The 11,824-nt window shown below is 72.7% G+C and carries 12 protein-coding genes; 3 read left to right on the top strand and 9 right to left on the bottom strand.

Annotated elements, in window-relative coordinates; genetic code table 11:
- Positions 1–11: 11 nt before the first annotated feature.
- The gene (locus tag GQQ92_RS02375; protein WP_232057439.1) at positions 12–953 is read right to left on the bottom strand and encodes a LysR substrate-binding domain-containing protein; all 942 of its coding nucleotides are present in this window, start codon (positions 951–953) and stop codon (positions 12–14) included.
- Positions 954–1,034: 81 nt separating this feature from the next.
- Here GQQ92_RS02375 and GQQ92_RS02370 point away from each other — a divergent pair, with 81 nt between their 5' ends.
- On the top strand, positions 1,035–2,123 hold the full coding sequence (locus GQQ92_RS02370) for an aminotransferase class V-fold PLP-dependent enzyme (protein WP_156997618.1): 1,089 nt from the start codon (positions 1,035–1,037) through the stop codon (positions 2,121–2,123).
- Between the two features lie 35 nt (positions 2,124–2,158).
- Here GQQ92_RS02370 and GQQ92_RS02365 read toward each other — a convergent pair whose 3' ends face one another.
- The 3 genes from GQQ92_RS02365 to GQQ92_RS02355 all read right to left on the bottom strand — a co-directional run bounded on the left by GQQ92_RS02365 (position 2,159) and on the right by GQQ92_RS02355 (position 5,265).
- On the bottom strand, positions 2,159–2,929 hold the full coding sequence (locus GQQ92_RS02365) for a fumarylacetoacetate hydrolase family protein (RefSeq protein WP_156997617.1): 771 nt from the start codon (positions 2,927–2,929) through the stop codon (positions 2,159–2,161).
- A gap of 135 nt (positions 2,930–3,064) precedes the next feature.
- Positions 3,065–4,180: a branched-chain amino acid aminotransferase gene (locus GQQ92_RS02360; RefSeq protein WP_156997616.1), complete on the bottom strand. Its 1,116-nt coding sequence runs from the start codon at positions 4,178–4,180 to the stop codon at positions 3,065–3,067.
- 23 nt (positions 4,181–4,203) lie between these two features.
- Positions 4,204–5,265, bottom strand: a complete 1,062-nt coding sequence (locus tag GQQ92_RS02355; protein ID WP_156997615.1) for a 3-isopropylmalate dehydrogenase — start codon at positions 5,263–5,265, stop codon at positions 4,204–4,206.
- A gap of 125 nt (positions 5,266–5,390) precedes the next feature.
- Between GQQ92_RS02355 and GQQ92_RS02350 the strand changes: the two genes are divergently transcribed.
- Complete coding sequence (locus tag GQQ92_RS02350) at positions 5,391–5,645, top strand: DUF6458 family protein (RefSeq protein ID WP_156997614.1); 255 nt, start codon at positions 5,391–5,393, stop codon at positions 5,643–5,645.
- A 57-nt stretch (positions 5,646–5,702) separates the two neighbouring features.
- Here GQQ92_RS02350 and GQQ92_RS02345 read toward each other — a convergent pair whose 3' ends face one another.
- On the bottom strand, positions 5,703–7,313 hold the full coding sequence (locus GQQ92_RS02345; protein ID WP_156997613.1) for an MFS transporter: 1,611 nt from the start codon (positions 7,311–7,313) through the stop codon (positions 5,703–5,705).
- Between the two features lie 129 nt (positions 7,314–7,442).
- Here GQQ92_RS02345 and GQQ92_RS02340 point away from each other — a divergent pair, with 129 nt between their 5' ends.
- Positions 7,443–8,072 carry a TetR/AcrR family transcriptional regulator gene (locus tag GQQ92_RS02340; protein WP_156997612.1) on the top strand — a complete coding sequence of 210 codons (630 nt, stop codon included), beginning with the start codon at positions 7,443–7,445 and terminating at the stop codon, positions 8,070–8,072.
- Positions 8,073–8,149: 77 nt separating this feature from the next.
- On the opposite strand, the gene serA is transcribed toward GQQ92_RS02340, so the two are convergent.
- The 4 genes from serA to GQQ92_RS02320 all read right to left on the bottom strand — a co-directional run bounded on the left by serA (position 8,150) and on the right by GQQ92_RS02320 (position 11,663).
- On the bottom strand, positions 8,150–9,739 hold the full coding sequence (gene serA / locus GQQ92_RS02335) for a phosphoglycerate dehydrogenase (RefSeq protein WP_156997611.1): 1,590 nt from the start codon (positions 9,737–9,739) through the stop codon (positions 8,150–8,152).
- A 177-nt stretch (positions 9,740–9,916) separates the two neighbouring features.
- On the bottom strand, positions 9,917–10,306 hold the full coding sequence (locus GQQ92_RS02330) for a hypothetical protein (protein WP_156997610.1): 390 nt from the start codon (positions 10,304–10,306) through the stop codon (positions 9,917–9,919).
- Positions 10,303–10,821: a DNA polymerase III subunit gamma/tau gene (locus tag GQQ92_RS02325; protein ID WP_156997609.1), complete on the bottom strand. Its 519-nt coding sequence runs from the start codon at positions 10,819–10,821 to the stop codon at positions 10,303–10,305. The genes GQQ92_RS02330 and GQQ92_RS02325 overlap by 4 nt, the downstream gene beginning before the upstream one ends.
- Before the next feature lie 77 nt (positions 10,822–10,898).
- The gene (locus GQQ92_RS02320) at positions 10,899–11,663 is read right to left on the bottom strand and encodes a copper homeostasis protein CutC (RefSeq protein ID WP_156997608.1); all 765 of its coding nucleotides are present in this window, start codon (positions 11,661–11,663) and stop codon (positions 10,899–10,901) included.
- Between the last annotated feature and the right edge of the window lie 161 nt (positions 11,664–11,824).

Here is an 11,824-nt window from a genome sequence, read left to right as displayed (position 1 = left end):
GCGCCCCGGCGCTACCGCGGCGCGAGCTGCTCGAGCACGGCGACCGCCGCGGCCACCGCGGGCACCCGGACTCCCCCGCGCGCGGTGACGAGGTGCAGCGAGCGCACGTCGGCTCCCGAGGTCGGCCGGGTGACGACGCCCGGATGCCGCGGCGACGCCGCCAGCGCGAGCTCGGGCAGCAGCGCGACGCCGAGCCCCTGCGCCACCATCGACTCGACGGCGACGAAGTTGTCGGTCTCGAAGCCGATGCGGGGGCGGAACCCGGCCCTCGTCGTCAGCTCGAGGAGGTGGCCGCGGCAGCGGGGGCATCCGGCGATCCAGGCGTCGTCGGCGAGGGCCGAGAGATCGACGAGGTCGGATGCCGCGGCCGGATGCGCCTCGGGCAGCACGAGCCGCATGCCCTCGGCGCCGATCGAGCGCACGTCCAGGCCCTTGGCGCTCTCGGTGTGCGGGTCGTCGCGGTCGCCCGGGTAGCTGAACGTGATCGCGAGGTCCGCGCGGTCGGCGCGCACCGCGGCGACGGCCTCGGGCGGTTCGGCCTCGACGTAGGTGACGGTGACGCCCGGATGCCGCGACGCGAGGCCCGCGATGAGCTTCGGCACGAGGGTGGCCGACGCCGACGGGAACGCCGCGAGCCGCACCCGCCCGGCCCGGAGCCCGCGGATCTCGGCGAGCTCGCCCGCGGCGGCCTCGAGCGCGGTCGCGACGGCGTTCGCGTGCCGCGCGAGGATGTGCCCCGACTCGGTGAGGCGGATGCCGCGGCCCGCGCGTTCGACGAGCGCGATGCCGGTGCGCTGCTCGAATCGTCGCAGCTGCTGGCTCACGGCCGGCTGGCTGAAGCCGAGCGAGGCCGCCGCCGCCGTCAGCGAGCCGTGCTCGCGGATGCGGCCGACGACGCGCACGGTCTGCAGGTCGAGGGCGTCGGCGAGGGCTTCGATCGAGGCGTCGGACATGGTCGAATCATAACGCGACGGCATGCATGCGATTGCACAGTTGCCGTTGTGCAATATGCGCGCCTGATCGAGGCTTGACGCATGCACCGCGAACGAACCCGATACTCGGCAGGCCGCGGCTACCTCGCCGCCTGCACGCTCGGCCTCCCCGCCGACGTCACGCGCGAGGCCGTCCGCCGCGACCTCGAGGCCTGGTCGACGGGCGCCGCGACGGCCGCCGACTACTCGGCCTCGCTCGAGCGGGCGCGCGGGCACGCCGCGTCCCTGCTCGGATCCGAGCCGTCCCGCATCGCGACCGGCTCGCAGGCCTCGGTGTTCGCCGGATTCGCCGCGGCGTCCGCCCCCGCCGGCGCCGAGGTGCTGTGCGTCGACGGCGACTTCTCGTCGATCGTGGCCCCGTTCCTTGCCCGGGGCGACCTGCGCGTGCGCCACGTGCCGCTCGACGCCCTCGCCGACGAGATCCGACCCGACACGTGGCTCGTGTCGGCGTCGCTCGTGCAATCGGCCACCGGCGAGCTCGCGGATGCCGCGTCGGTCATCGCCGCCGCGCGCGACGCTGGAGCGCTCACCGTCCTCGACACCACCCAGGCGACCGGCTGGATGCCGACCGACGACCTCGAGGCCGACCTGCTCGTCTGCCACGCGTACAAGTGGCTCGGCGCCCCCCGCGGAGCCGCATTCGCCGCGTTCTCGGAGCGGGCCGTCGTCGAGTTCACGCCCATCGCCGCCGGCTGGTATTCGGGCGCCGACCCGTGGACGTCCTGCTACGGCCCCGACCTGCACCTCGCACCGGATGCCACGCGTTTCGACATCTCCCCCGCCTGGCACGCCTGGGCCGGCGCCGAGGCCGCGCTCGGACTCGCGGCCTCGCTCGACATGGAGGCGGTGCGGCGCCACGATGTCGGCCTCGCGAACGCCTTCAGGGCACGGCTCGGCCTCGAGGCATCCGACAGCGCCATCGTGACGTGGGCCGACCCCGCCGGCTGCGACCTCGCGGCGCTCACCGCCGCGGGCATCACCGCATCGGGCCGCGCCGGCCGGGCACGCGTCGCGTTCCACGTCTGGAACGACGAGGAGGACGTCGAGCTCGCGGCGGGAGCGCTGCGCCGGAGCGAGGCGACGACGGCGACGGCGACGGCGACGGCGACGGCGACGGCGACCCGAGCCTGACCGCTCGACCACGCCCCCACGCGCGCCGCGCTCGGCTACATGCGACGTGCGGTGTTCGTGAGCGTGCCGAGGCCCGACACCTCGACCTCGACGACGTCGCCGTCGACGAGCGGGCCGACGCCGGCCGGCGTGCCCGTGAGGATCACGTCGCCCGGCAGCAGGGTGAACACGCTCGACGCGTAGGCGATGATCGCCGGGATCGAGTGCACCATGTCGGACAGCGAGCCGTGCTGGCGGACCTCGCCGTTCACGCGGGTCTCGATCGTGCCGGCCTCGAGGTCGAGGTCGGTGTCGATGACCGGGCCGAGCGGGCAGAACGTGTCGAAGCCCTTCGCCCGCGACCACTGGCCGTCGCGGCGCTGCAGGTCGCGCGCGGTCACGTCGTTCGCGATCGTGTACCCGAACACGACGCCCGCGGCATCGGCCTCGGAGACGTTCTTCGCGACGCGCCCGATGACGACCGCGACCTCGCCCTCGTGCTCGACCTGCTCGCTCTGGGGCGGCAGCACGATGATGTCGGCCGTGCCGATGACCGAGGTGTTCGGCTTCAGGAAGAGCAGCGGCTCGGTCGGCGCCTCGCCGCCCATCTCGGCCGCGTGGTCGCGGTAGTTCTTGCCGACCGCGACGATCTTCGAGCGCGGGATCACCGGCGCGAGCAGGGTCGCGTCGGCGAGCGCCACGCGCTGCCCCGTGGGCTCGTAGCCGGCGTACATCGGGTCCGCCTTCAACACCACGAGCTCGCTCTCCTCCTCGTCGAGGACGCCGAACGAGATGGACTCACCGTGTGAGAAGCGCGCGATCTTCATGGCCCAAGCCTATCGGCGCAGGCCGCCCGGCACCTCGGGCGACGAGGCCGCGGAGCCGCAGAGACGCCGCGACGTCGTGGCGAGCCGTGTGCGGCAGCTCGCCACGACGTCCGCGGCATCCGAAGCTCTCGGTGCTCAGACGTCGAGGCGCAGCATCCAGCCGTGGCGGTCTTCGACGCGGCCGTACTGGATGCCGGTGAGCTCCTCGCGCAGCGACAGGGCGAGGGCGGATGCCTCGGAGTCCGAGTGCTCGATCTCGAACCCGTCGGCGAGCAGCCGCCCGATGGGCACGACGACCGCCGCCGTGCCGCACGCGAACGCGCCCACGATCTCACCGGATGCCACGCCCTCGCGCCACTCGTCGATGTGCACCGCGCGACGCTCGACCGTGTGCCCGCGGTCGGCCGCGAGCTGGAGGATGGAATCGCGGGTGATGCCCTCGAGGATCGAGTCGGATTCGGGCGTCACGAGGGTGCCGTCGCGCTTGACGAGCACGACGTTCATGCCGCCGAGCTCTTCGAGGTTGCCCTCGGCGTCGAGGAACGCGACCTGCTGGCATCCGTGCTCGTAGGCCTCGGCCTGCGGAAGCAGGCTCGACGCGTAGTTGCCGCCGGTCTTGGCCGCACCCGTGCCGCCCTTGCCCGCGCGGGCGTACTGGGTCGACAACCAGATGTTCACCGGAGCCACGCCACCCGAGAAGTACGCACCCGCGGGGCTCGCGATGACGTAGTACGCGACCTTCTTCGAGGGACGCACACCGAGGAACGCCTCTTTCGCGAACATGAACGGGCGCAGGTACAGGCTCGTCTCGGCAGCATCGGGAACCCAGTCGCCGTCGACCTCGACCAGCTTCTTCAGCGACTCGATGAAGATCTCACTCGGCAGCTCGGGCAGCGCGAGGCGCTTCGCCGAGCGCTGCATGCGAGCCGCGTTCTCGTACGGGCGGAACGTGCGGATCGAGCCTTCGGCGTGACGGTACGCCTTCATGCCCTCGAAGATCTCCTGCCCGTAGTGCAGCACGGCCGCGGCCGGGTCGAGCGAGATCGGGCCGTACGGCGTGACCCGCGGGCGGTGCCAGCCGCCCTTCTCGGACCAGCAGACGTCGACCATGTGGTCGGTGAAGTGCTGGCCGAACCCGGGGTCGGCGAGGATCTCGGCGCGCGCCTCGGGCGTCTTCGCCTGCTCGTTGCGGACCGTCTGCCAGATCAGGCCCGCGGGTGAGGGAGCCTGGAGCGGAAGGTTGATGCTCATGATGTGCCCTTCGATGCGATGGATCAGTCGTGTGAGCCGATGCGGGCCGCGATCGCGTCGCCGACCTCGGAGGTCGTGCGGGCGCGGTCGCCGCGGTCGGCGATGTCGGAGGCGATCGCCTGCTCGACGCCGACCGCGGCTTCCGTCTCGCCGAGGTGGCGGAGCAGGAGCGCGACCGAGCCGATGGCGGCCGTCGGATCGGCGATGCCCTTCCCGGCGATGTCGGGTGCGGAACCGTGAACCGGCTCGAACATGCTGGGGAATCGTCCGTCGGGGTTGATGTTGCCCGAGGCTGCGAGTCCGATGCCGCCGCTGATCGCGCCGGCCAGATCGGTGAGGATGTCGCCGAAGAGGTTGTCTGTGACGATGACATCGAATCTAGCAGGATCCGTGACGAGGAAGATCGTCGCCGCATCGACGTGCAGGTAGTCGACGCTCACGTCGGGGAACTCGGCCGCGACCTCGTCGACCGTGCGCTTCCAGAGGGAGCCCGCGAAGACGAGCACGTTGGTCTTGTGCACGAGCGTGAGCTTCTTGCGCGGGCGATCGGATGCCGCGGCGAACGCGTAGCGCACGACCCGCTCGACGCCGTACGCGGTGTTGACCGACACCTCGTTGGCGACCTCGGCGGGCGTGCCCTGCCGGATCGCCCCGCCGTTGCCGACGTAGGGGCCCTCGGTGCCCTCTCGGACCACCACGAAGTCGACCTCGCCCGGGCTCGCCAGCGGGCTCGCGACGCCCTCGTGCAGCACCGTCGGCCGCAGGTTGACGTAGTGGTCGAGCGAGAAGCGGAGCTTGAGGAGCAGGCCGCGCTCGATGTTGGCGCCCGCGAGGCGCGGGTCGCCGGGCACGCCGCCGACGGCGCCGAGCAGGATCGCGTCGTGGGCCTTGATCGCCTCGAGGTCCTCGTCGGTCAGCACCTCGCCCGTCTCGAGGTATCGTGCGGCGCCGAGCGAGAACGGCGTCTGCTCGAACACGAGGTCGGTTCCCGCCGTCGCGGCGTCGAGGACCTTCAACGCCTCGCCCACCACCTCGGGTCCGATCCCGTCACCGGGGATGACTGCGAGCTTGACCGTGCGTACCATGAACGTCCCTTCGTGCGCCAGCCCTCCCAGCGTAGTGCGTGGGCGAGCTAGCCTGACGCCGTGCGGGGCAGGTCCCCGCCGCCGTCGGACGCGGCATCCGACCGCCCCGGCATTGGAGGTACCTCGTGAGTCTCGGACTCGGAATCGTCCTGTTCGTCATCGGCGCCATCCTGGCCTTCGCGCTGCAGGTGAGCGTCGACTGGATCGACCTGCAGCTGGTCGGCTACATCCTGATGGCCGCCGGCGCGGTCGTCGTCATCCTCGGGCTCGTGCTGATGGCCCGCCGTCGCCGCACCGTCGCGACGAGCCAGACCTCGGTCGACCCCTCCACGGGCGACCGGGTCACGCGCAGCGAGCAGTCGCGGCCCGAAGACCTCTGAACCTCGCCGAGCCCGCCCCTCGCCGTCAGGCGTCGGGCGGGCTCGTCCGCGTGCGGCTCAATGCGAGGCGGCCGAGCTCGAGGACCGCGGGTTCCGCAGCGTCACCGCGGCGATCACGGCCGCACCGATCATGAGCGCGACCCCGATGAGCGAGGTCAGCACCACTCCCCCGTCGAACGCGGCGGCGGCCGACGCGAGCAGCTCGTCGGCGACCCCGGCCGGCAGGTCGCCGGCGACCGCGGTCGCCCCGGCGAGCGTCTCGCGCGCGGCATCCGCCTGATCCGCCGTGAGCGCGGCCGGCAGCACGATCGCCGACCGGTAGTGCGCGGCCAGGATGCTGCCGAGCACCGCCGTGCCGAGCACGGCGCCCAGCTCGTACGCGGTCTCGGACACGGCCGAGGCGGCCCCGGCCTTCGCCGGGGGCGCGCTCGAGAGGATGAGCTCGTTCGAGACCGTCTCGGCGGCGCCGATGCCGACGCCGAGCAGCACGAACGCGACCACGATCGGTGCGATGGACTCGGCGTCGGTCAGGAGGGCGATGACCAGGTACCCGAGTCCCGAGAGCACGAGCGCGGCCGGCACCAGGACCCGCGGACGCACCCGCCTGGCGATCGGCACCACGACGAGTCCCGCGATGATCATCGCGACGAGGCCCGGCAGCAGTGCGACGCCCGCCTGGACCGGGCTCAGGCCGGCGATGAGCTGCAGGTGCTGGGACACGAAGTAGAGGAACCCGACGAGCGCGATGACGCTGAACAGGTTGACGACGACGGCGCCCCCGAACGAGCCCTTCGCGAACAGCCGCACGTCGAGCATCGGCGAGGCGCTGCGGAGCTGTCGCCGCACGAACCAGACCGCGCAGAACAAGCCGAGCACGATCGCCTGGATGCCGAATCCCTCGACGCCCTCGGTCGCGATGGACTTGATGCCGAAGACGATGGGCACCATGGCGGCGAGCGAGAGCAGGATGCTCGGCACGTCGATCGCGCCGGGCGCCGGGTCGCGGCTCTCGGGGATGAGCAGGGGCACGAGCACGATGAGGGGCACGAGCACGGGCACCGCGAGGAGGAACACCGACCCCCAGGCGAAGTGCTCGAGCAGGACGCCGCCCACGATCGGGCCGAGCGCGCTGCCCGCGGCGAAGCCGGTCGCCCAGATGGCGATCGCGAGCCGGCGCTGCTCGCGATCGGCGAAGATCGTGCGCAGCAGCGACAGCGTCGAGGGCATGAGCATCGCGCCGAAGAAGCCGAGCGCGGCCCGGGCCGCGATGAGCGCTTCGGCGGTGGGCGCGAACGCCGCGCCGATCGAGACGACGGCGAATCCCACGCTCCCGATGAGCAGCATCCGTCGGCGACCCCACCGGTCTCCGGCGCTGCCCATGGCGACGAGCAGGCCGGCGAGCACGAGCGGGTAGGCGTCGATGATCCAGAGCTGCTGGGCGGCCGTGGGCTCGAGCGCGAGCGCGATCTCGGGCAGCGCGAAGCTCAGCACCGTGTTGTCGACGGAGACGAGCAGCACCGGCAGCATGAGCACGGCGAGCCCGACCCAGGCGCGACGCGGCGCGCGGGCGGCGGCGGCCGCTGCGGCGGCTGCAGCCGGAGCCGAGTGCGCGGGCCGCGCTGCGGACACGTCAGTGCGGATTTCGGGGTTCGAGAGGTGTTCGGTCATGCGGTTCGCTCGTTCTGGTCGGAGGGCGGTTACTGTACCGTCCAGTTGGTATAGTAACAGCATGACGATGCTCGCCGCCACGTCGGCGCACACGCGGCCGTTCTCGCCGCGCTCCGCCACAATGGAGTCATGAGCCGACCGCCCGCCGCCCGCGAAGCCGTGCTCGACGCCTTCGAACGCCTCATCATCGCCGACGGCGAACGGGGCGCGACCATCGACGCCACCGCCCGCGCCGCCGGGGTCTCGAAGGGCGGGCTGCTCTACCACTTCGGCACCCGCGACGCACTGATCGGCGGGCTCCTCACCCGCCTGCACCGCCTCGTCGACGACGACATCTCGCGCATCGACGCGGCCCCCGAGGGCGCCGTCTCGTACTTCGTTCGCTCGTCGGTCGCCCTCGAGACCCCGCTCGACCGCACGTTCGTCGCCACCGTGCGACTCGCGCAGGGCGGCGACCGCGACGCGGCCCACGCCATCGACGAGGTCCGCACCAGGTGGCTCGAGACCCTCGGGCACCACGTCGGAGACCCGACCCTCGCCCTCGCCGTCACCCTCATCGGCGACGGCCTGTACTACCACTCCGCCCTGCGAGCCGAGGCCGACGACCCCTCCTCCGACGATGCGGACGCGGCATCCGACCCGCTCGGTCCCGCCGAGATGGACGCGCTCGTCGAACTGCTCGAACGGCTCGCGTCGCAGTCGCGCTCGTCGACGCCCGCCGCGGAGATCGTCGCGGGCGACGCGTCAGCCCCGGGCTGAGCCGAAGACCGCCCGAGACGACGGATGCCGCGACCGGCCGAAGAGCGGCGGGTCGCGGCATCCGCGGTCGTGGAGCGCTACTCGGTGATGTCGACCTCGACGAAGATCTGCGCATCGATCGCCTCGCGCACCCGGTCGAGCACCTCGGTGGGCACCGGCGAGTCGACCGTGAGGACGCTGAGCGCCGAGCCGCCGGCCTCGCGACGGGCGATCTGCATGCCCGCGATGTTGATGCCGGCCTCGCCGAACTCCTGGCCGTACACGGCCACGATGCCGGGGCGGTCGACGTACTCCATGACGATGTGCGTCGTGGCGATGGGCACCTCGAGCTCGTAGCCGTTGATGCCGACGAGCTTCTCGATCTGCTTCGTGCCCGTGAGCGTGCCCGCGACCGACACCTGCGTGCCGTCGGCGAGGGCGCCGCGGAGGGTGATCACGTTGCGGAACTCGGGGCTGTCGGCCTCGGTGATGAGCCGCACCGCGATGCCGCGCTGCTCGGCGAGGAGCGGCGCGTTCACGTACGACACGGTCTCGCTGACGACGTTCGTGAAGACGCCCTTCAGCGCCGCGAGCTTCAGGACGCTCACGTCGTAGTCGACGAGCTCGCCCCTGACCTCGACGTCGAGGCTCGTCAGCGGGCCGTTGGCGAGGCCCGAGAAGAGCTGGCCGAGCTTCTCGACGAGCGGGATGCCCGGACGCACGTATTGGTCGATGACGCCGCCCGCGACGTTCACCGCGTCGGGCACGAGCTCGCCCGCGAGGGCCAGGCGCACCGACTTCGCGACCGAGACGCCCGCCTTCTCTTGAGCGTCGTCGGTCGAGGCGCCGAGGTGCGGCGTGACGATGATGTTCGGCAGGCCGAGCAGCGGCGACTCCTTCGGCGGCTCCTGCACGAACACGTCGAGCGCGGCACCGGCGATGACGCCGTTCGCGAGCGCGTCGTGCAGCGCCTCCTCGTCGATGAGCCCGCCGCGCGCGACGTTCACGACGTAGGCGGTCTTCTTCATCTTCGCAAGCTGCTCGGTTCCGATCATGCCGAGCGTCTCGGGCGTGCGCGGCATGTGGATCGTGACGAAGTCGCTGCGCTCGAGCAGTTCGTCGAGCGTGACGTTGTGCACGCCGAGCTGCTGCGCGCGCGCCGCCGTGATGTAGGGGTCGTAGGCGATCACGTTCATGCCGAACGCCTGCAGGCGAGCCGTGATGAGCGCGCCGATGCGGCCGAGGCCGATGATGCCCACGGTCTTCTCGTAGAGCTCGGTGCCCGTGTAGGCCGAACGCTTCCACTGCCCGGCGGCGAGCGAGCTGTGCCCCGCGGGGATGTGGCGGGCGAGGCTCAGGATGTGGCCGATCGTGAGCTCGGCCGCCGAGATGATGTTCGACGTCGGCGCGTTCACGACCATGACGCCCGCGGTCGTCGCGGCCTTCACGTCGACGTTGTCGAGGCCGACGCCCGCGCGCGCCACGACCCGGAGCTTCGGCGCCGCGGCGATCGCCTCGGCGTCGACCTGGGTCGCCGACCGGATGAGGATCGCCTCGGCATCGGAGAGGGCGGACAGCAGCGCTGCACGATCGGTGCCGTCGACGTTGCGGACGTCGAAGTCGGGCCCGAGGGCGTCGACGGTGGCGGGCGAGAGTTCTTCTGCGATCAGCACGACCGGCTTTGACACGAACGGTTCCTTCGGGTCTTGCGCGCACAGGGCGCTGCTGTGTGTGGGTGGGATGCGCCACACGCCGTCGGGGCGCAACCCGCCCAGCCTACTTCAGCCGCGGGGCGACTCCGTTCGTGTGACGGCGCGCGACGGCCCGCGACCCGTTCGCGGCGCACCGCGCCCGGTCGGAGCGCCTCAGACGACGACGCCGCCGATCTGCCCGACGAGCACCGAGAGGCTGAGGAACAGCACCGCCGAGACGCAGAGCCCGGCGAAGTACAGCGCGATGCGGCCGAGCACGCCCGTTCGGCGCCCGAGCGCGAACGCCGCCGCGAAGCACGCGAGCGGGGCGAGGAGGGCTGCGATCATGACGACCCAGCCGCCCGCGCTGAACGAGAGGCCGAGACCGAGGAGCTGCACGATGCTCTCGACCACCTCCCACACGTCGTAGGCGTAGAAGAGCCCGAAGAGCACGGCGAGGGTCGCGTCGAGCCAGGTCGGCAGCGACGGCCGTCGCGCTCCGTCGAGTGCGCCGGATGCCGCGGGGCCCGGCTCCTGGCCGGGCGAGACGGATGCCGCGCTCATGAGATCGCCCCCAGCACGAACGGCAGCGGAACGAGCACGACGGCGCCCGCGATGAGCCACACGAGACGGACCCGGTGCGTGCGCGCGCGGAGCGCGAGCGCGAACCAGCACGGTGCCGCGAGGACCGCGAGCCAGAGTCCGAGCGAGTACATGGCGTCGCTCACGATGCTGATGCCGGGCGCCGAGGTGCGCAGCGCCGTGATGAGCCAGCCGATCGTGTAGAGCAGGTAGACGCCCGCGAGCACGCCGAGGACGACGAGTTCGACCGAGCTGGTCTGCGCGGGGGCCGACGCCCCGTCGCCCGCTGCCGTCTCGTCGACGGCGTCTGCCGGGCCGTCGGCGCCGGCCGGGTCGTCGGCGACCGCGCGGGCCGATGCGTCGTCGGCCCCGACGGTCGGTTCGCTCGTCGCGGGTTCGGCGGCGGCCGGCGCACCGACCGCCTTCCACCCGGGCGCGAGCGTCGGATCGTCGTCGCCCTCCCAGCGCAGGGCGTCGTCGTCGGAGTCTGCTCGCATGCCTCCAGCCTAGCCAGCGAGGACCCGTCGCCGGCGCCGACCTCCACACGTCTCCCCCGGACGCGCGGCCGCCGGGCTCACGCGCGCGCGGCCGAACCGGCTCCGCTGATCGCGGCGCCCGCCGCACGGACGGCCGCGACGACGAGCGCGGCATCGGTCTCGTCGAATCCGTCGACGCCGCCTCCGGGGCCGCTCGCGCCGCCGCGCAGTGCGCGCCCGCGCGCCGAGAGATGCACCGCGTCGACGCCGGCCGCCGCGAGCGCGGGGATGTCGTCGATCTTCACGCCGCCTCCGGCCATGATCTCGAGCGGGCCGGATGCCGCCGCCATGGCCTCGAGCGCCACGAGTCCGCCGCGGCAGTCGGCGGCACCGCCAGAGGTGAGCACGCGCCGCACGCCGAGACCCGCGAGCGCCGCCACGGCGCCCCGAGGATCGATGGACGCGTCGACGGCGCGGTGCACCGTCACATCGGCGTCGCCCGCGGCATCGACGAATCGGCGCACCGCGTCGAGGTCGAGTCGGCCGGCGTCGGTGAGCGCGCCGACCACGACGCCGTCGGCGCCCGCGGCTGCGGCCGAGCGGATGTCGCGCGCGATCGTGTCGAGTTCGTCGGCGTCGTACACGAAACCGCCGCCGCGCGGACGCACGAGCACGTGCACGAAGGCCGAGGCGCCCGCCTCGGCGGCCGCCGCGACGGCGGACTCGACGAGCCCGATCGACGGCGTGAGGCCGCCGAGGCCGAGGGCCTGGCAGAGTTCGATGCGGGCGGCGCCGTGCTCGAGGGCGACGCGCGTGCCCGCGGCATCCTGGACGGCGATTTCGACGGGGAGGTTTCGGCTCACCCCGACACGCTACCCGTTCGCCGGCGCCCCGGCCGCGCACCGACGCGAACGGCGGGGCCGACCGAAGTCGACCCCGCCGTTCAGCGGGTGGGCTCGCGTCAGCGAGCGACCGTGGCCTCGCGTCAGCGAGCGACCTCGCCGTCAGCGCCGCCGCTCGCGCG

Origin of the sequence: Agromyces terreus, assembly GCF_009749465.1 — a bacterium.
Lineage (GTDB): Bacteria > Actinomycetota > Actinomycetes > Actinomycetales > Microbacteriaceae > Agromyces > Agromyces terreus.
Note: the sequence above shows the minus strand (reverse complement) of the source record. Positions and strands in the feature narration are given on the sequence as shown.